Origin of the sequence: Streptomyces sp. NPDC059142 (assembly GCF_042755665.1) — a bacterium.
In the GTDB taxonomy this organism is placed as follows: domain Bacteria; phylum Actinomycetota; class Actinomycetes; order Streptomycetales; family Streptomycetaceae; genus Streptomyces.
The window spans coordinates 5,571-24,830 of the sequence record NZ_JBHZDA010000023.1; the positions used below are offsets into that span (position 1 = coordinate 5,571).

Sequence of the window (19,260 nt, forward strand, 5' to 3'; positions counted from 1 at the left end):
TACATCGGGCTCAGGGTGCGGTTCCCTGGACGTGGGAACCGCTCCCTTCACGGCGTGTTACTTGGCGCCGCCGGCCGCACCGCGGCGGATGCCCAGGCGATCGACCAGCGCACGGAAGCGCTGGATGTCCTTCTTGGCCAGGTACTGGAGCAGGCGGCGGCGCTGCCCGACCAGGATGAGCAGACCACGACGCGAGTGGTGGTCGTGCTTGTGGAGCTTGAGGTGCTCGGTCAGGTCCGAGATCCGGCGCGACAGCATGGCGACCTGGACCTCGGGGGAGCCGGTGTCACCTTCCTTGGTGCCGAACTCGGTCATGATCTGCTTCTTCGTAGCGGCGTCGAGCGACACGCGTACTCCTCGTGAGTCTTCGTGGCCACCGAGTGCCCCAGGTCGAATACTCTGGGGAGCTTCCGTTACTCGGGAGGCGGGAGATCCGTTGCGCGCCGACCGTCGAGCCAGGGGCTTCGGCGGTCACGTACACAAACGGCCATCGCCCAGGGTACCAGCCCCCGGGCGGGCCTCTCGCAGTGGTCAGCCGGTGAGCGCGCGGGCCGCGCTGAAGACGTCGAGGACGGCGAGGCAGAGCGGCACCAGCGAGAGCAGCACCGCGCCCTCGGCGAGGTCGAGGAGGCGTCCCCAGAACGGGGAGAGGCCCTTGCGCGGGATGATCAGGCCGATCGCGGTGATCAGGGCGGCGCCGGCGGCGACGCTCGCGGTGAGCCAGATCGTACGGATGTCGAGGGCGCCGCGGTCGCCGTACACCAGCAGTTCCCTGAGGTGGTCGGCGGGCGGGTTCAGCGAGAGCCCCAGGATGAGCAGGGCGATCGCGGAGATGCCCGCGGTGAGCGCGCAGACGACCTGGGAGGTGTAGCGGAACAGGCGGGCGCGCAGCAGCGTCGCGAGGCCGGCCGTGAGGGCGAGGAGCTGCGCCCAGACGGTGTCGGAGAAGCCGAGGACGGCGGCGGAGCCGACGACGACCGCCGCGCAGCCGCCGACCAGGCCGAGGAGCATCTCGTGGCCGCGGCGGGCCTGGGCGGCGATGCGCGCGGCGTCGACGGGTTCGGCGTCGGGGGCGGCGTTGGGGTCGGGGAGCGCGCCGAACCCGTCGTACGTGCCGTCGGAGGCGTCGTTCGTCGCGGCGCGGGGCGAGGCGTAGCCGATGGGGAGGCGGGCGAAGCGCGCGGAGAGGCCGGGCAGGAAGGCGACGAGGCCGACGGCGACGGGGACGCAGACGGCGGCGGTGTCGGTGGCCGACGCCTCGGTGAGGATCATGACGAAGGTCGCGAGGGTGCCGACGGTCGCGAGGAACGTGGCCGCTACGAAGGGCGCGTCGCCGCTCGGGGTGAGCACGACCAGGACGACGGACGCGACGAGGACGGTGACGCAGCCGAGCAGGAACTGGAGCCGTCCCGGTCCCTGCCCCGCCTCGGGGGCGAGGATGCCGGAGCCGGCGATCAGCAGCAGGGGCAGCGCGCCGAGGCCGAGGGCGACGGCGGTGGCGCGGTCCGCGTACACCCGGGCCCGTACGCCCGCGAAGGCGGTCAGCAGCGTGCCGGCGACGCCCGCGATGACGCCGGGCAGGCCGTGCATGTCGTGGCGTACGGGGTCGGCGAACCACAGGACGAAGCCCATGAGGACGAGGAGCAGGACGCCGCCTATGAGGCCCGCGCCGCGCAGCAGGTCGTCGCTCCACAGGTGGCGGTCGCGGCGTACGGCGGAGGCGACGGCGTCCGAGACGTCGTCGAACACGGCGGGCGGCAGGGATTCGGCGAAGGGGCGGAGGCTGAGGATCTCGCCGTCGAGCACCTGCTGACCGGCGAGGGTGCGGGCGCCGTCGAGGACGGTCCCGTCGCGCCGTACGAGGTGGTAGCCGGTGGGGGTGCCCGCTGTCTGGGTCTGGCCGGTGAGCCGCAGGATCTCCGGATGGACGTCGGCGACGGCGATGTCCTCCGGGAGGGCGACATCGATCCTGCTGTCCGGCGCCACGACAGTGACGCGGCAGAAGCCGGTCGCTGCGGTCGTACTCACGTGTCTGGACCCCCTGATTCGCGGTTGCGCACGGTGCGCGCGTCACCCTACCGGGAGGGGTGCGCCACGGCTGCACGTAGGATCACCGTCGCGCGGAGCGAAGCCGTCGCCACGGGGGCGCCGGTACGGAATCGCCCGACCGTCTTGAGGGATTGATACGCCGGTGAGCCAGATCATTGTCAAACGCCCGCCACGGTCCCTTCCGCCGGAAGTGCCCTCGGATGCGCTGACCTTGGAAGCGCCGCCCGAACTGCCGCGCGGTCAGCAGGAGGGCATGCTGATGCAGGTCCTGCCGGTGCTCGGCATGGGCTCGTCGGTGGTCTTCTTCTTCTCGCCCCAGGCGCCGCCGTTCATGCGGATCATGGGCGTTCTGATGCTGGTCTCGACGGTCGCGATGGTCGCCGCGCAGATCGCCAGGTACCGCCGCGGTACGCAGGGGCAAATTGCCGATGTACGGCGCGACTACCTCAAGTACCTGGCACAGACGCGGCGTACGGTGCGCAGGACGGCGCGGGCGCAGCGTGACGCGCAGCTCTATCTGCACCCGGCTCCCGAGCAGCTCTGGTCGGTGGTGGCCGAGGGGACGCGGGTGTGGGAACGGCGCGTCGGCGACAAGGACTTCGGCCAGGTGCGGATCGGTCTGGGGGCGCAGCAGCTCGCGACACCGCTGGTGGCGCCGGAGACGGCGCCGGTGGACGAGCTGGAGCCGCTGTGCGCCGGTGCGATGCAGCGGTTCCTGGCGGTGCACGGCTCGTTGGACGGGCTGCCGATGGCGGTGTCGATACGCGCCTTCTACCACGTGACGGTCTCCGGGGAGCAGGAGTCGGCGCAGGCCACGGCGCGTGCGCTGGTCGCCCAGTTGGTGACGTTGCACTCCTGCGAGGACCTGATGGTCGCGGTGGTGGTGTCGCCGGGATCGGCGGGGCGCTGGGAGTGGACGAAGTGGCTGCCGCACACGCAGGTGCCCGGGCAGATCGACGGGGCCGGTACGAAGCGGCTGTTCGGCGATGACCTCGGGGAGCTGGAGGGGCTGCTGCAGAACCGGCTGGAGGGGCGTCCGCGGTTCGGCAGGGACAGCTCGCCCGTGCTGGACCAGCCGCATGTGCTGGTGGTGCTGGACGGCGGGATGGTGCCGCCCGACTCGCTGTTCGCGGCGGCCGAGGGCGTACAGGGCGTGACGATCGTCGAGGTGGTGCCCGGGGAGCTGGACGAGCCGCGGGGCGGCCTGTCGGTGGTCGTACGGCCGGGACGGCTGCGCCTGGAGTCCGGCGGGGGCCTGGCGTACGAGGGGGTGCCCGACGGGATCTCGCTGCCCGTGGCGGAGGCGCTGGCGCGCCAGCTCGCCCCGTTGCGTACGGGCGGGGGCGACGACGACGAACCGCTGCTGGCCAACCTGGACTTCACGGATCTGCTGGGCCTGGGCGACGCGGGGGCCGTGGACGTGGCCCGTACGTGGCGGCCCCGGTCGACGGCGGAGCGGCTGCGGGTGCCGATCGGGGTCGGCGAGGACGGCGGTCCGGTGATGCTGGACCTGAAGGAGGCCGCGCAGGAGGGCATGGGGCCGCACGGGCTCTGTGTCGGCGCGACGGGGTCCGGCAAGTCGGAGCTGCTGCGCACCCTGGTGCTGGGGCTGGCGGTCACGCACTCCTCGGAGACGCTGAACTTCGTTCTCGCGGACTTCAAAGGAGGTGCCACGTTCGCGGGGATGTCGCAGATGCCGCACGTGGCGGCGGTCATCACCAACCTGGCGGACGACTTGACGCTGGTGGACCGCATGGGGGACGCGATCCGCGGTGAGCTGCAACGCCGTCAGGAGCTGCTGCGGTCGGCCGGCAACTACGCCAACATCCATGACTACGAGAAGGCGCGGTCGGCGGGCGCCGCGCTGGAACCGCTCGCCTCTCTGGTGCTGGTCATCGACGAGTTCTCCGAGCTGCTGACGGCCAAGCCCGACTTCATCGACATGTTCATCCAGATCGGCCGGATCGGCCGTTCGCTCGGTGTGCATCTGCTGCTGGCCTCGCAGCGGCTGGAGGAGGGCAAGCTGCGCGGTCTCGACACGTACCTCTCTTACCGCATCGGTCTGCGCACGTTCTCGGCCGCGGAGTCGCGTACGGCGCTGGGGGTGCCGGACGCGTACCACCTGCCGTCGGTGCCGGGCTCCGGGTATCTGAAGTTCGGTACGGACGAGATGACGCGGTTCAAGGCGGCGTACGTCTCGGGCACCTACCGCGCGGGCGGGCCGGACCTGTCGGTGGGGCAGCTCCCCGTGGAGCGGCGCCCCGTGCTGTTCACCGCGGCGCCGGTGCCGGTGGTGTACGCGGCGCCGGACCCGGCGGCGGTGTTCGTGCCCGCGTCGGAGGACGAGGCGCTGGCGGACACGGTGCTGGACGTCATCGTGCGGCGGCTGGACGGGCAGGGCGTGCCGGCGCACCAGGTGTGGCTGCCGCCGCTGGACGAGGCGCCGACGCTGGACCAGTTGCTGCCGGGGATCGCGGTGACGGAGGCGCGCGGGCTGAACGCGACGGAGTACTCGCGCCCCGGCGGGCTGACCGTACCGCTCGGACTGATCGACAAGCCCTTCGAGCAGCGCCGTGAGGTGCTCTACCGGGACTTCTCCGGGGCCGCGGGGCACATGCTGATCGTGGGCGGTCCGCAGTCCGGGAAGTCGACGCTGATGCGCACGCTGATCTCGTCGTTCGCCCTCACGCACACGCCCCGGGAGGTGCAGTTCTACGCGCTGGACTTCGGCGGGGGCGGGCTCTCCTCGCTGGCGGAGCTGCCGCATGTCGGCGGGGTCGCCTCACGGCTGGACCCCGAGCGGGTGCGGCGCGCGGTGGCGGAGGTGCTGGGCGTCCTCAACCGGCGCGAGGAGTTCTTCCGCTCCCACGGCATCGACTCGATCACCACGTACCGGCGCAAGCGCGCCGCGGGCGAGCTGCCCGGTGAGGCGTGGGGCGACGTCTTCCTGGTCATCGACGGCTGGGGCGGCTTCCGGAACGACTACGACATGCTGGAGCCGGTCATCTCCGACATCGCCGCGCGTGGTCTCGGTTACGGCGTCCATGTGGTGGTCACCGCCGCGCGCTACATGGAGGTGCGTGCGGCGCTCAAGGACCAGATGCTCGGGCGGCTGGAACTGCGGCTCGGTGACGTCATGGACTCCGAGTTCGACCGCAAGGTCGCGGCCAACGTCCCGGCGGGGGTGCCGGGCCGCGGCCAGGTGCCGCAGAAGCTGCACTTCATGGGCGGGCTGCCGCGTGTCGACGGGGTGAACGGCGCCGAGGACCTCTCGGAGGGTACGGCGGCGTTCGTACGGGCGGCGCGGACGCACTGGGCGGGGCAGGCGGCCCCGACGGTGCGGCTGCTGCCGCGCAAGCTCCCGGCGGACCAGTTGCCCAAGGGGTTCGAGTTCCCGCAGTCCGGGGTAGCGGTCGCGATCGACGAGACCAACCTGGAGCCGGTGTTCGTCGACTTCGAGACCGACCCGTTCTTCCTGGTCTTCGGCGAGAGCGAGTCCGGCAAGACCAATCTGCTGCGGCTGATCGCGAAGCAGCTCGCGGAGCGGTACACCCCCGACCAGGCGAAGTTCGTGGTCGGCGACTACCGGCGGACGCTGCTGGGGTCGCTGTCGGAGCCGCACCTGCTGGAGTACGCGCCGATGGCCTCCTCCATGCAGATGCACATGGAGGCGCTGGGCGGCGTCTTCGCGCGCCGTCAGCCCCCGACGGACGTGACGCCGCAGCAGCTCAGGGACCGGAGCTGGTGGAGCGGTCCGCAGATCTTCATCATCGTCGACGACTACGACCTGGTGGCGACCAACTCGGGCAACCCCCTGGCACCGCTCGCGGAGTACCTCCCCTTCGCCCGGGACACGGGGGTCCGCTTCATCATCGCGCGGAACGCGGCGGGCGCCTCACGCGCCCTGTACGAGCCCTTCATGCAGCGCGTCCTGGAACTGGGCGCCCAGGGCGTGGTCCTGTCGGGCGACCCCTCCGAGGGCGACCTGATCGGCCGCGTACGCGCGACCCCGATGCCGCCGGGCCGCGGCTACTTCGCCTCGCGACGGCGCGGCAACCCGCTGGTGCAGACGGGGCAACTGCCGGGCGTGTGAGGTGCGTGCGCCGGGCGTGTGCGGTGGGCGCCCGGCGGGTGCGCCTGAACTGATGTCACGACGCGGAGTGAACCGACCGCTGCGGAACCAGTACCGTCGGGCCTCGATTCCGCGCGAAAGAGATGCCGGGCGCCGGAGGGAAAAAGAGAACGAAGCGGATCTCCCGGACGGATTCCCAGGGCGGCAGCACCGATGCTCCGGAATTCCACCGCACGATTCAGCGGACCGGCTTTCTCCTTCGGCGGACCGGCTTTCTCCCTCGGCAGGGAGGATCTTCCCTCGGCGGGGAGGACATGAAGGTCACGTTGAGAACCTGCACGGTGAAGGCCGACTTCCGGTTCCGGACACGCGTCTGGCGGAAGAGGGTGGCTCATGCTGCCGGAGTCCTGCTGGGACCGGGGGGATGCTCTACGGGGCACCGTGTCGCCCGGGCACGGGCAGAGCGTGACCACCGTTCGGGAGAAGGATTTTCGTGATCTGCCGAACAGCGCAGGCCGGATCAATCCGGACAGTGCGGTACTGAAGTGCGGCGACACCAGTGTCCATTTCGGAATGAACTGGAACGGCGGGGACCGGGATCTGAACCTGGGCCAGGGAAAAGATCACTACACTGAAAAGAATCGGAAGCTTTTCCAGTCGTTCGTCGATGCCGCAGGGAAGAAACACCACTGCCCGGACATCAGCGTCCCCAGGCGTCAGCCGCGTGTCGGACATTCCTGTCGTTACGGTGCGCGCGTGTTCCTCGTGTTTCGGCCGAGCTGTGAACAGCCCGGTCCGTGAGAACACAAGGCCCTTGAGCCGTAAGGAAGGTCATGCCCGAACAGCCCCCACGCCGTACGCGCCGATTCCGCACCACCGGCCTGGTGATCGCCGTCGCCCTGGCCGCGGTCGGAGGGCTCGGCGCCTGGCAGCTCCTCGGGAACGACGAGGGCCCGGGGCCCTGTGACGGCCTCCTCGCGGACCGGCGGGTCCAGGAGGTGCTCGGTGAGGACGCCGAGTCCGGGACGAGCTGTGCGGGCCTCGGTGAGGCCGTCAGGAAGGCAACCGTCGCCGACTCGTCGGGGCGGCACACCTCCGGGCAGGCCCTCGCCATGCGAACGGTGCTGTCGGCGCTCGCCAAGGAGGTCGAGCGGCGTGGCGACGACACCCTCGATCCCGCTCTCCGTGGTCCTGTGGCGGATGCGCTGGCGGACTACGCGGGCGACGTCCACGCTCTCCTCGGCACCGGGAACGCCGCGTACACGAAGAACGGCTCCCCGTCCGCGGGTCCTTGGCAGGAGAAGGACGGCTACCACATGGCCGTGCCCCGGGAGAGTCTGCTCCGGGTCGTCCGCGCGGTGTCGGAGGACCCGCTCGCCTACGTCGCCGTACGCGACGCGCAGACGCTGCGCGCCTCCGAGGCGCTGTCGAACGTGGCCGAGGACGCCCGTGGCTTCGATCTGTCCGCTCCCCTGTCGAACAGCGCGCGGGTACTGGCGACCCTGGACGCCGTGGCGGAGGACGTGCTGCGCGGCCGTGACGGCAAGGGGGCGGAGCGCTGGCGGAGCACGGTGGTGACGAAGCTGGCGGACGGGCCGGTCCGGCCGCCCTCGTACGCGGACGATCCGGTCCGCCACCTCGTGGGGACATGGAGGTCCGGGGTGCGCTCGGCCAAGGCCGAGGACGCGTTCCCGGAGCTGCGGGAACAGGGGGTCCGGCTGGTGGAGATCTGGTCGGCCGCCCGAGAGACGGACGACAGGACGCTGGACAGCCTGGTGCGGACCTGCCGTACCTCTGCCGACTCGGCCTACAGCGCCGCACTGCGCACGCTGGACGAGTGAAGGACCCGTTCGCCAGGCCACCCGTCGTCAACGACCCGGCGCTGACCGTGTCGCTCAAGGGCCGGCCCGTGCGGAAGGTTGTGTGCGGGGTGGTGAGGAGACGTACTTCCTGCTCGACGAACGCCAGGCCTCCGGAGCTCGGCTCCTGGGGTCCTGGAGCGCACGGAAGAGGGGATGCGCCGTATCCGGCGTGAAGGACGGCGCCGACTACGGATACTTTGGTCTGCAACTCCGTACCGTGACGAAGAAGGGGAGGCCCCTGATGGGTACTCAGCAGGAGAAGGACGAGCTGTACGCGCTGGACATCAGTGGCGTGGAGTGGCAGGGCGCTCCCGGCACGAGCCCGGACGAGGAGCGGGTCGAGATCGCCTATCTCCCGGGCGGGGCCGTCGCGATGCGGTCGTCGATGGACCACGACACCGTGCTGCGGTACACCGAGGCCGAGTGGCGGGCGTTCGTCCTCGGCGCGCGGGACGGGGAGTTCGACCTGAAGTGAGCCGGGCGGCGGCCCGGTGAGGGCCCGACAGGGCCGCGCGGGGCGATTCCCGGCCCAGGCGCCCCGGTAAGGCCGCGCGGGGCTCTCCCGGGCGCGGAGCCCCGTGGGGCGGCGCGGGGCTCTTCCGGCACGGAGCCCGGTGAAGCGGCGCGGGGGCTTCCGGCGCGGAGCCCGGTGGGGCCGTACGGCGGCCGGAGAAAAGCCGAGGGGCACGCCCGGTACGGTGCGTGCCCCTCCCCGTGCTTTCGGCCTTTCCGTTCCGGCCCGGGCCGGTCAGTACGCCTCGGTGAAGTACCGCGACGCCTTCACGTCCGTGGCGCGGTATCCGTCCTTGCCGCTCTCGATCAGCTTGGCGACCTTCTCCAGCTGATCCCTCATGTGCGTGGCGTTGCCCTTGTACTTGCGCTGGATCGCCTCGTACTCACGGTGCGCCTCACCGTCCCAGGTGTCGGTGACCACCTTGAGCGCCTGGTCCATCTGCTCCAGGTCCTGGACGATGTTCTTCGAGACCGTCCGGATGCGGTTGGCCATCTCCTGGACGCTCTCGTACCGTACCCGGGTGCCCGGATCTGTGCCGGCCATGGTGTTCTCCTCGATGTGTGGTCGATCGGCCCTAGGGCCGCGAGCGGGTCGGTCGGGTCAGATGTTGTTGAGGCCCGAGGTGTTCTGGGACGCCTCGGTCCTGGCGGCGGCGAACTGGGCCCGGACCTCGTCGTCCTGCTCGTTGCTCAGGTTCTTCGTCTGGCCGACGGCGTTCTCCAGAACGGTGAGCAGACGGAGGATCGCGTCGTGATCCTCGTTGATCATCACCTGGGCGGAGACGAAGCCCGAGGCGCCGACACCCGTCCATCCGGCGCTGGCCGTCGCGATGATGTCGGCCAGCTCCCTGGCCTGCTTGGAGACCTGCTGCTTGGTCTCCGTGACCTTGTTCTTCGCCTGGACGATCGGGTCGTCTGAAAGTCCGAACCCACCTGCGGAGCTGCTCATCCGGAGTCCTATCTATCGGTTCCCGGCCCGGCATACGCGATCGCCGCCGGGCTTCTTCTCTTCGCGCGCGCCGCCGGAACCGGCCGTGGTGAGTTCCCCGGACGTTCCCGTGCGTACGTCGCGCTTGCCCCCGTGTCTCAGAAGAGGGGGAAGCAATGGGTGAGGATGGATTCCCCGTCGGAAGGGGCGGTACGTCTCGCCGGCCGGAGGGCGGGAATCTCCTCCGCCGTCCAGCATGTCCCCCGCCATGTCAGGTCCCCCATGACCCCCGTCGACCCCATGGGCCTCATCGCACTCGTGAAGCCACGGTCACTTTAGCCATATCCACTCCGGCCCCCAACACCGGTTTCGGGAGAGAGATCGACTTCACTCGCCGGAACTCGTCACTCATCGCAAAGGGGGACGCCCCCGTACGGCGGGCCCTCAGGCCCGCTGTCGCGGCCGGCGGCGTGCGTCGCGCCGTCGCAGGTCGCGCAGGACCGTGGCCGAGCCGGCGACCACCGCGACGAGCACTCCCCCGATCCCCAGGGCGTACGTGGCGTACCGCTCCGACCGTTCCTGGGCCGTCTCGGAGAGCGCGAGGTGCGCGGGCTCCGGCGCGGGCGCCTTGGGCGGGCCCGGGTCGGGGCGCGGGGACTCGGGCGCGCGGTCGTCCTCCGTCAGCGCGCGGACCGGGTCGACGACGCCCCAGCCGACGAAGTCGTCATGGCCGTTGACGCTGCGTTCCGCGGTCTGCTCGATCTGCGCGACGATCTGGTGCGCCTTCCATGTCGGGTGCTTGGCGCGCAGCAGCGCGACGACGCCCGCGACGTACGGGGCGGAGAAACTCGTCCCGTTGTCGACGCACTGACCGTTGCCGGGGACCGTGGAGACGATGTCCACGCCCGGCGCCGCGACCCCGACGAACGTCCCGGACTGGGAGAACGCGGCGCGCTCGTTGTTGCGGTCGGAGGCGGCGACCGCGAGGACGCCCTCGAAGGCGGCCGGGTAGGTGTTCTTGCGACGCCCGTCGACACCGTCGTTGCCGGCCGAGGCGACGACCACGATCTCCGCGTCGAGCGCGCGGCGTACGGCGCGGCCCAGGGAGGAGTCCTCCGTCAACGGCTTCGTCGTGTCCTGGGAGATGTTGATGACATCGGCCTTCTCGGCGATCGCGTGGTCGATCGCCTCGGCCATGGTGGTGTCCTGGCCGCTGTTCTTCTCGTCGTTCTGGCGGATCGGGATGATGGTGGCCTCAGGGGCCAGTCCGACGAAGCCGGTGCCCTTGCGGGGGCGCGCCGCGATGATCCCGGCGACCTTGGTGCCGTGGCCGACCTTGTCGTCCGTACCGTCGCCGTCGGCGCCCTTCTCCATCTTCTTGGCGAGGAACTCGGTTCCGGCGGAGGTGTCGACGGCCTTCCTGAGCTGCCGGTTGGTGTTGTCGACCCCCGTGTCGATGACCGCGACGCGCACGCCCTTGCCCTTGGTGTCCGCCCACAGTTCGTCGAGGATGACGCGCTGGAGCGGCCAGGGGGTGCCGGCGATCTGCTTCTTCATGGGGAACGAGCACTCACCGCTGCCGTCGATCCCGAGGCCCCGGGAGGCCGCTGCCGGCTGCTCCGCGGACCGCTCGGCCGCGTGGACCGGGGGGAGGGCCGTCAGCCCCGTCAGGGCCGTCACAGCGGCCACCAGGGCGGTTCTCAGGCCTACGTGAGGCGCGCGTACATCAGGCATGCGTACGTCAGGCATCGGGTCCCCGTCCCCCCTCACGAGCCCTGCGGCTGGCGTGCGCTGTTGGTGTCGAGGCGCGGCCCCTTCGACAGGAACTCCGACCAGGCGATCGGGACCAGCGCCGGGGTGACCTTCTCGTAGCCGAGCCTGATCTGTGCGTCGCTGGGCTCGGGGCGGCCGTCCTGCTGCTCCTGCCCCTCCCCCGTGCCGATCTCCGAGCGCGCCGTGTCGCTGTCCCCGTTCGCCTGGACCGCGTACCGCAGTCCGGTGTCCGTCACCAGGAAGAGCGAACCGTCGGGGTTGGTCTGCCGCCCCCGTACCTGCGTGTAGAGCAGCCCGCTGCCCGGGGTGACGTACGTGCTCGTGCCCGCCGCGGTGACATCCGCGGGGTACTCCGTGCCGGCCCAGGTCGAGAGGGTCGCGCGGCCCTTGTCGTCGACGGAGCGGAGCACGCTGCACACGGTGTCGCGGGCGGTTCCACCGCTCTCCGTGTTGACCTGGGTGGCGCGCCGTTCGGGCCAGCGGTTCTCCGCGCCGAAGGGCTCCGTGTCCGGTGTGAGCGACTGCGCGTCCACGGTGTCGGCCTTGCCGCCCATGTCCAGGTCGCCGGTCTGCGGGGAGTTGATCAGCAGCCAGGCGGTGAACTCCGACACCGGCCGGACCTTGCCCTGGAGGACGACGTAGTGCTGCGGCCCCGCGCCGGTCTGCGCGAGCAGCACCTTCCCGATCCGGTCCTGCTCCTCGGTGAGCCCGCCGCCGACCCCCGCGTCCGCGGCGACCTCGCCCGGGACCTCGGGGAAGTCGACGGGGCTGCCCGTGTGCAGGGTGTCCAGCCAGTCGTCGGTGACGGCCTGCGGCTCCCGGCCGCCGACGAGCGCGCGCGTGAGGTTGTCGCTCGGCTTGTCGCTCACGAGGTACTTCGTGCCCTGGGCGTCGACCAGATACCGGTCGCCCTTCTGGCCCTGCACGTACAGCACCTGGGCGCCGCTCAGCCGCTGCCGGCCGTCCGTCCTGGCGAAGTCGCGGTCCGCGAAGAGGAACGCGGCCTTCTGCACGCTGCCGCCCTTGCCGCCGCCCGGCTGTTCGCAGACGGCCCAGCGCTTGGGCTCGGCCGCCTCCGTGTCGCTGGGCAGCCGGTCGGGCGCGTACGGAATGCCGAGGATGGGGCCGCGCGGCGGCTTGCCCGCGTCGAGGATCTTGTCGGGCACCTGGATGACCGCGAACTGCTTCGGAGTGAGCAGGAGGCGCGCGGACGCCAGGTTCAGCACGGGGTGGAGGAGCGTCTCCTTCTGCTTCCCCTTGCCGGTGCTCAGAACGACGTAACGGGTGGTGGAGTCCTTGCCGACGATCACCTTCGTGTCCGGCTGGGCCCAGTCCTTCGGCGCGGTGGGCTTGAACATCCCCCACGCGCCGAACCCCGCCAGGATCACCGCGCCGACGATCAGACCGGGGACGACGGCGCGCAAGGGTCTGGGTGCGCCCTCCTCCGCCGCTGTGGCCGAGGGTTGGAGAAATGCGGCCACCGTGCGCTTCTTCGCGAAGGTGTACGCGTTGAGCTCATCCCGCCGTGATGCCATGAGTCCCCATCGATGAAAAAGGCTCGGTCGCCCCCGGGGGCAGGGCACGTCGGCATGGCCCCCGGGCCCTGCCTGACTGTCGGACCGGCCCCCTACTATGCCTGTAGACCGGGCGTGATGGTGGGGCGGGTAGGGTGACCGGGCTGCCAACACCCTGGTCGGCCAGGGTGATCGGGACGAAATCGGGGGTTTCTCCATCATGGCTTCAGCGACGCAGACGCGGCCTGCCGCGACCGCGCCGTCCACCGCCGCCTCCCCAGGCCAGGCGACGCCCGGACTGAAGGCGCGGCCAGGGCATTTCGGACCTTTTCGAATGCAACAACTGGTACTCATCGAGCTGGCGGCGGCTCTGCTGCTGGTGGCCTGGGTGATCAGTCCCCTCATGCTGGTCCCCGCCGGTGTGCTCGCCACCCTGCTGGTGCTGCTCGCCCTGGTGCGCAGGCACCGGCGCGCGCTGCCCGACTGGCTCGCGACCGCCCTCGCGCTGCGCGCCCGGACGCGGAGAGCCGCCTCCTTGGCGCTTCCCGCCGGTACGGAGCCGGGGCTGGCGCCCGCCGTGGAGTGCGACCCGGCGCTGCGCACGTACGCGTACAGCGACCGTGACCGGCGCCCGGTCGGGATGATCGGCGACGGTACGTTCCTGACGGTGGTGCTCCAGATCGAGTCGGACACCACGGCGCTGCGCCCCGACCGTTCGGCCAGGCCGCTGCCGGTCCGTCTCGTACGGGACGCGCTGGACGTGGACGACGTACGGCTGGAGTCGGCCCAGATCGTGCAGCACACGCAGCCCGCCCCTGCCCCGCATCTGCCGGAGCAGTCGGTGGCGGCCCGCAACTACGCGCCGTTGCAGGCCCAGACGGGCTCCCCGGCCGTACGGATCACCTGGATAGCGCTCAAGCTCGACCCCGAACTCTGCCCCGAAGCGGTGGCGGCACGGGGCGGTGGTCTGCTGGGTGCCCAGAAGTGTGTGGTGCGCGCGGCGGACCAGCTCTCCAGCCGTCTGGCGGGAGCCGGATTCCGCGCGGCGGTGCTGACCGAGCAGGAGCTGACCTCGGCGATAGCCATCTCGTCCTGCGCCAGTCCGCTGGCGACAGCGCAGGCGGGACGTACGGAGGCGCCCACGCGGCGGACGATGGAGACGTCGCGCACCTGGCGCTGCGACGACCGCAGGCACACCTCGTACTGGGTGGCGCGCTGGCCGGAGCTGGGCGGCGGCGGTGCGCCGATGCCGCAGCTCGTCGCGCTGCTCACCTCGATCCCGGCGCTGGCCACGACCTTCAGCCTCACGCTGGGGCGCGGCGAGCGGCAGGGGGTGACGGTCAGCGGACATGTACGGATCACGGGGCGCAGCGACGAGGAGCTGGTGGCCGCCCGTCATGAACTGGAGCGCGCGGCCCGCGGGGTGAAGACCGGGCTGGTGCGCCTGGACCGCGAGCAGGTGCCCGCGATGCTCGCCACTCTTCCGCTCGGGGGTACTCGCTGATGTCCGTACCGACCACGGGGGCCGTGCCGATGCCGGCACAGGCCTCGACTTCCGGTCCGGCTGGTGCTGGTGCTGGTGCAGTTACGGGTTCGGGGCTGGGCCCCGGTCCGGGTCCGGGTCCGGCGGGGGATCCGGCTTCGGTGCCCGCCAGGATGCGGGAGCCGGTCGGCGGCCGGGGGAAGCCACGGATCGGTTTCGGGCTGCTCGGACCCCGCCGTGAACGCCACGCGCTCTCCCTGGACGAGCTGGAGGCGCTCGCACTGCCGGTCGGGGACGACGGGGTGGTGATCGGCGTGGACGCGGGGAACCGGCCCGCCGTGCTCGGCATCAACCGGCCGACTCCGTACGACATCACCCTGATCGGCGGCCTGTGGACGGCGCAGGTGCTGGTGCTGCGGGCCGCGGCGACCGGCGCGCGGATCGCCGTGGAGACAGGCCGCGCGCATGTCTGGACCGGGCTCGCGCAGGCGGCGGGCGGCGGAACTCCCTGCATCACGCTGCACGACGTGGGGCGGGTGCCGCCGCAGGGCGCCTCGGCCGGCAGCCCGGTGGTCGTGGTCCGGGACTGCGGGATGCGGCCGCCGCGCGGGCGCGTGGTGTCGGCCCCGTGGCAGTCGGTGCTGACGCTGCTGCCGTATCTCAGCCCGGTGGCCCCGCGGCTGATGGAGAAGTCGGCGCTCGTCGGCCTCCAGCGGGTGTCGCCGGACGAGGCGGCGCAGATCGGCCGGATCATGAGCCTGCCGCGCGCCGAGACGGAGGCGCTGTCGACGCTCTCCGACGGGGTCACCCTCTGGTGCACCCCGCGGGACCGGCAGTTCGTGATGACGCAGGCGACGGACGCCGAGACCGGATTGCTGGGCAGCGCGCGCCGGATGGACTGACGCGGCGCGGTACGGAACGGCACGGTGCCACCGCACGCGGTGCGGTTGTGCCCGTCGCCTCGAAGGCCGATGTACCGATTCGGCCACGCTTGCCCCTCCTCGTATTTCCGTGCGCCCGCCCCGTACGGCGCCGGAATCCCACGCTCCGCGCGAGGGGCCCCACTTGGGGGCGGGAGGCGGCGTACGGGACGGGCGTTGACGGGACGGTCCGCCCTGCCGTATCGGCGCCGTTGGCGATTAGGGTGGGTGTGGGCGCGGGAGCCGAGAACCTGCGGGCAGACCGGCCGCGTCGCAAGGGGAAGAGCCGGGCGGACCGGAGTGACGGATTTCGGCCGCCCCCACCCACCACGGCACAAGGGTGCTCGACCACACCAGGAGGCAAAGTGAACGGCGATCGGGACGAGATCCGCGGCGGCTGGAACCGGCCCGCCGCGGACGATCAGTCCGACGCGGAGCCCGAGATGACGGGTGAGTTCACCATCGACTACACCCCGCCCGCCTGGTACACGCAGAACGCGCCGGGGGACACGACCGGTGGTGGTGCGACGAGCGCACCGGCCTTCACGAACTCTCCCCCGCCGCCCGGCGGCGCGCCCGTCGCGGTGCCGGGACTGCCCGCGGGCAGCGGCTTCGAACCCAACTGGGCGCCGCAGCCCCCTCCCCCAGCCGCACCCGCCTCGCAGCCTGGCGGCGAGCCCGCCCGCGCCCCGGAACCCGCGGCTCCGGCCGCTCCGGCCACTCCGGCCGCTCAGGTGTCCGCGCCAGGAGCGCCTGAGCCGTTCGGCGGTGGCGACGTGGAGAGCGGCGCGACGATGCGGTTCTCCCCGACGGCGCTGAAGCGTGAGATGGAGAAGCACGAGGCGGCGAAGGACAGCGCGCCTGCACCGTCGGACGCCGACGCGAGCCCGGAGCCCGCCACCGCTACGGGCACGGGTGCGCCTGCGGCAGTCGGTGGGGACGGTGCGGACAGCGCCGCCCCGTCGGACGCCGAGGACGTCAGCGGCGCGCCCGGTACGCCCGGTGACGGGGCGGACGGTGGCGCGGCGGACGCCGGCCCCGCGGAGAACGCGAGCGCCTCGTCCGGCGCGCACGGGGCGGCGGCCGACGGCGGCATGGCCGACGGGGCCACGGCGCCGGACGCCGCGCCGGGTCCGGCCCCGGCGGTCCCTGCCGCGGCGGTCCCTGCCGTCGTGGTCCCTGCCGCGGCGGTCGCAGAGGACGGAACCGCGGACGGAGCGGCACAGGACGCGGCCCCCGAACCCGCCCCGCAGCCGGAGCCCGCGTCCAAGGCGCCTGCCGAGGCAGCCTCCGAGCCCTCCGAAGACTCCGCCTCGGGCGCGATCCCGGCGCCGCCGCAGAACGGCGCCACCGACGAGCCCTCCGACGCGGTGCCCGCGGCCGGCGCGGCGGAACCGGCGGACTCCGTGGCCGATGCGGCCGACGCCGAGGTCGCCGACGCCGCTCCGCAGGACGCGGTCCCCGCCGACCAGCCCCAGGACGCTCCCCCGGCCCCCGCGCCGGCCCAGCCCTGGGCGCCGCCGCCGGGCGCCGTACCGGGCGCGGGACTGCCGCCGCTCCCGCCCGCGTTCCAGCCGGCCGCGCCGACGGCGGCGCCGCAGTGGCCGCCCGTACCGGCGCAGCCCGCCGAGCAGTCCGCCACGCCGCAGAGCGGCCCTCCCGCGGCCCCGGCCCAGGTGCCGCCCCAGGCCCAGCATCCCGGTGCGCCCCAGGGGCAGCCTCAGGGCGCGCACGCGTGGCCCGCGCTGCCGCCCGCCCCGCAGCCGGGGAGCGGCTACGGCTTCCCGCAGCAGGAGGGGCCGACCGGCCAGGCCCCGCCGGCCGCGCCCGTACCTCCTGCCCCCGTACCGCCCGTGCCGCAGCCGCCCGCCGCCCTGCCGCCCGCGGCGTCCGCGCCGCAGCCTCCGGCGCCGAATGCCCCCGTACCGCCCGCCGGTTACGGCTTCCCGCAGCAGGGTCACCCGGGCCACCCCGTACCCGCGGCCGGGGCGTACCCTCCCGCGCCGCAGGGCGGGTACGGCTTCCCCCAGCAAGGCGGTTACGGATTCCCGCAGCAGCAGGGCGGACCGGGCGCGGGCGCTTCCGTACCGCCGTCCGTACCGCCGTCCGTACCGCCGTCCGCGCCGGCGCCCCATCCGCTCGCGCCCGCCGCGCCGCATCTCCCGGCCCAGCAGGCCCCGGGGCCCCGTCCGGGTGAGCCTCAACAGCTCCACCAGGCGCTGCCGCAGGCCGCGCCCGGTCTGCCGCCCGTCGATCCACGGACCGGCGCGGGGTGGCCCTCCGCCGTCGCGCACGACCAGCGCGAACGCTCCGTACCGGGCGCTCCGCTCGGCTACACGGCCGCCGTGGAGCTGTCCTCGGACCGTCTGCTGCGCAACAACAAGCAGAAGGCCAAGAGCAGCCGCAATCCGTCCGGTGGTTCACGCTTCAAAATCGGCGGGAAGGCCGCGGAGGCGGAGCGGCAGCGCAAGCTCGAACTGATCCGTACGCCGGTGCTCTCCTGCTACCGGATCGCGGTCATCAGCCTCAAGGGCGGCGTCGGCAAGACCACGACGACGACCGCGCTGGGCTCGACGCTCGCCTCCGAGCGGCAGGACAAGATCCTGGCGATCGACGCCAACCCCGACGCCGGCACGCTCGGACGCCGCGTACGGCGCGAGACCGGGGCGACCATCCGCGACCTGGTGCAGGCGATCCCGCACCTGCACAGCTACATGGACATCCGGCGGTTCACCTCGCAGGCGTCGTCCGGTCTGGAGATCATCGCCAACGACGTGGACCCGGCCGTCTCCACGACGTTCAACGACGAGGACTACCGGCGCGCGATCGACGTCCTCGGCAAGCAGTACCCGATCATCCTCACCGACTCGGGCACCGGCCTGCTCTACAGCGCGATGCGCGGCGTACTGGACCTCGCCGATCAGCTCATCATCATCTCGACGCCCTCCGTGGACGGCGCCAGCAGCGCGTCGACGACGCTCGACTGGCTCTCCGCGCACGGGTACGCCGATCTCGTGCAGCGGTCCCTGACGGTCATCTCCGGGGTCCGCGAGACCGGCAAGATGATCAAGGTGGACGACATCGTGCAGCACTTCGAGACGCGCTGCCGCGGCGTCGTCGTGGTGCCGTTCGACGAACATCTCTCGGCGGGCGCCGAGGTGGACCTCGACATGATGCGCCCCAAGACGCGCGAGGCGTACTTCAACCTTTCGGCGCTGGTCGCCGAGGACTTCGTACGGGCGCAGCAGGCGCAGGGGCTGTGGACGGCGGACGGCCAGCCGCCGCCGCACCTCGCGCCGCCGATGCCGGGCTACCAGGGACAGCCGGTCCAGGGACAGCCGATGCAGGGGCAGCCGGTCCAGGGACAGGCACCGGCGCCGTACGGGCAGGCGCCGCAGGGCCCGCCGTACGGGCAGCCGACGCACGGTCAGGCGCCGTACGGGGCGCCGCACCCCGCGCAGCACGCGCCGGGCCAGCCGGTCCCGGGCCAGCCGGTGCACGGCCAGCCGGTCCCGGGCCAGCCGGTCCCGGGGCAGCCTTATCCGCCTCAGCAGTACCCGCAGCCGCCCGTGCCCCAGCAGGCGCAGCCGCCGCACCCTCCCCAGCAGCAGCCTCAGGGGTACGCGTACCCGCCGCAGCAGCCGTACGGCGGGCCGCAGCCCGGTCCAGGGGTCCCGCAGGGGTGGCAGCAGCCCCCGCCCTCCCCGGCGCAGCCCCCGGCGAGCCCGGCGGGGCCTCCGCAGCCGCCGTCCGGGCAGCCGGCCGACCCGGACGCGTACGGTCTGCGCCCCCCGCACGCCCCCCCGCACGCCGCGCCCGCGGACCCGCCGGAGGAGCCCGAACGGCAGCGCCCCGTACCGCCGGCCTGGTGGTCCCAGCAGCAGCCTCCCGGGGCGCCGCCAGCGTCTCAGCAGTAGGGCGTCAGAGGTAGAGACCAATGAGGGGCGGGCCCGGGGGGTCGGGGGGGGCCCCGCCGCCCTGAGCCCCGGCCCCCCCGGGGTTTGGGGGGCGGGGTGGGGGGGGGGCCGGCCGGGCGTCCGTCGGGGGGGGGGGGGGGGGGGGGGGGGGGGGGCCCCCCCCCCCCCCGGGGGCCCCCCCGGGCCCCCCAACGGCGCACACCGTCCCGAAGCCGAACGCTCCGGTAAC

General features: G+C 72.7%; 13 protein-coding genes. 7 read left to right on the forward strand and 6 right to left on the reverse strand.

Annotation, left to right across the window (positions count from 1 at the left end):
• Positions 1-57 precede the first annotated feature (57 nt).
• Both rpsO and eccD read right to left on the reverse strand, forming a co-directional pair.
• Complete coding sequence (gene rpsO, locus ACFXPK_RS11725) at positions 58-348, reverse strand: 30S ribosomal protein S15 (protein WP_319685150.1); 291 nt, start codon at positions 346-348, stop codon at positions 58-60.
• A gap of 183 nt (positions 349-531) precedes the next feature.
• Positions 532-2,028, reverse strand: a complete 1,497-nt coding sequence (eccD, locus tag ACFXPK_RS11730; RefSeq protein WP_385074217.1) for a type VII secretion integral membrane protein EccD — start codon at positions 2,026-2,028, stop codon at positions 532-534.
• Between the two features lie 163 nt (positions 2,029-2,191).
• On the opposite strand from eccD, the gene eccCa reads away from it, so the two are divergent.
• The 4 genes from eccCa to ACFXPK_RS11750 all read left to right on the forward strand — a co-directional run bounded on the left by eccCa (position 2,192) and on the right by ACFXPK_RS11750 (position 8,458).
• Positions 2,192-6,142 carry a type VII secretion protein EccCa gene (eccCa, locus tag ACFXPK_RS11735; RefSeq protein WP_385003980.1) on the forward strand — a complete coding sequence of 1,317 codons (3,951 nt, stop codon included), beginning with the start codon at positions 2,192-2,194 and terminating at the stop codon, positions 6,140-6,142.
• Between the two features lie 372 nt (positions 6,143-6,514).
• Complete coding sequence (locus ACFXPK_RS11740) at positions 6,515-6,922, forward strand: hypothetical protein (RefSeq protein WP_385074220.1); 408 nt, start codon at positions 6,515-6,517, stop codon at positions 6,920-6,922.
• Positions 6,923-6,954: 32 nt separating this feature from the next.
• Positions 6,955-7,962, forward strand: a complete 1,008-nt coding sequence (locus tag ACFXPK_RS11745) for a hypothetical protein (RefSeq protein WP_385074223.1) — start codon at positions 6,955-6,957, stop codon at positions 7,960-7,962.
• A 262-nt stretch (positions 7,963-8,224) separates the two neighbouring features.
• Positions 8,225-8,458, forward strand: a complete 234-nt coding sequence (locus ACFXPK_RS11750) for a DUF397 domain-containing protein (RefSeq protein ID WP_329822963.1) — start codon at positions 8,225-8,227, stop codon at positions 8,456-8,458.
• Between the two features lie 273 nt (positions 8,459-8,731).
• Here the strand turns inward: ACFXPK_RS11750 and ACFXPK_RS11755 are convergent, their stop codons facing one another.
• The 4 genes from ACFXPK_RS11755 to eccB form a co-directional block, all read right to left on the reverse strand.
• Entirely contained in the window at positions 8,732-9,040 is a 309-nt protein-coding gene (locus ACFXPK_RS11755) for a WXG100 family type VII secretion target (protein WP_385003966.1), read from the reverse strand.
• A 57-nt stretch (positions 9,041-9,097) separates the two neighbouring features.
• Positions 9,098-9,445, reverse strand: a complete 348-nt coding sequence (locus tag ACFXPK_RS11760) for a WXG100 family type VII secretion target (protein ID WP_385003964.1) — start codon at positions 9,443-9,445, stop codon at positions 9,098-9,100.
• Between the two features lie 423 nt (positions 9,446-9,868).
• A complete protein-coding gene (mycP, locus tag ACFXPK_RS11765) occupies positions 9,869-11,158 on the reverse strand; it encodes a type VII secretion-associated serine protease mycosin (RefSeq protein ID WP_385074332.1) in 1,290 nt (429 codons plus the stop codon).
• Positions 11,159-11,190: 32 nt separating this feature from the next.
• Positions 11,191-12,732 (reverse strand): type VII secretion protein EccB, encoded by a 1,542-nt coding sequence (gene eccB / locus ACFXPK_RS11770; RefSeq protein ID WP_385074227.1) that lies wholly within the window; start codon positions 12,730-12,732, stop codon positions 11,191-11,193.
• Positions 12,733-12,931: 199 nt separating this feature from the next.
• On the opposite strand from eccB, the gene eccE reads away from it, so the two are divergent.
• The 3 genes from eccE (at position 12,932) to ACFXPK_RS11785 (ending at position 19,031) form a co-directional block, all read left to right on the forward strand.
• Entirely contained in the window at positions 12,932-14,215 is a 1,284-nt protein-coding gene (eccE, locus tag ACFXPK_RS11775) for a type VII secretion protein EccE (protein WP_385074230.1), read from the forward strand.
• A gap of 152 nt (positions 14,216-14,367) precedes the next feature.
• Positions 14,368-15,096 (forward strand): hypothetical protein, encoded by a 729-nt coding sequence (locus ACFXPK_RS11780; protein ID WP_385006809.1) that lies wholly within the window; start codon positions 14,368-14,370, stop codon positions 15,094-15,096.
• 383 nt (positions 15,097-15,479) lie between these two features.
• On the forward strand, positions 15,480-19,031 hold the full coding sequence (locus tag ACFXPK_RS11785; protein WP_385074233.1) for an SCO5717 family growth-regulating ATPase: 3,552 nt from the start codon (positions 15,480-15,482) through the stop codon (positions 19,029-19,031).
• The last annotated feature ends 229 nt before the right edge of the window (positions 19,032-19,260 follow it).

Excerpts from the sequence above, each read along its gene's own strand:
- ACFXPK_RS11755 (WP_385003966.1), bottom strand. The coding sequence starts at position 9,040 with ATGGCCGGCACAGATCCGGGCACCCGGGTACGGTACGAGAGCGTCCAG.
- eccB (WP_385074227.1), bottom strand. The coding sequence starts at position 12,732 with ATGGCATCACGGCGGGATGAGCTCAACGCGTACACCTTCGCGAAGAAG.
- ACFXPK_RS11780 (WP_385006809.1), top strand. The coding sequence starts at position 14,368 with ATGCGGGAGCCGGTCGGCGGCCGGGGGAAGCCACGGATCGGTTTCGGG.
- eccE (WP_385074230.1), top strand. The coding sequence starts at position 12,932 with ATGGCTTCAGCGACGCAGACGCGGCCTGCCGCGACCGCGCCGTCCACC.
- ACFXPK_RS11740 (WP_385074220.1), top strand. The coding sequence starts at position 6,515 with ATGCTGCCGGAGTCCTGCTGGGACCGGGGGGATGCTCTACGGGGCACC.
- mycP (WP_385074332.1), bottom strand. The coding sequence starts at position 11,158 with ATGCCTGATGTACGCGCGCCTCACGTAGGCCTGAGAACCGCCCTGGTG.
- ACFXPK_RS11760 (WP_385003964.1), bottom strand. The coding sequence starts at position 9,445 with ATGAGCAGCTCCGCAGGTGGGTTCGGACTTTCAGACGACCCGATCGTC.
- ACFXPK_RS11745 (WP_385074223.1), top strand. The coding sequence starts at position 6,955 with ATGCCCGAACAGCCCCCACGCCGTACGCGCCGATTCCGCACCACCGGC.
- ACFXPK_RS11750 (WP_329822963.1), top strand. The coding sequence starts at position 8,225 with ATGGGTACTCAGCAGGAGAAGGACGAGCTGTACGCGCTGGACATCAGT.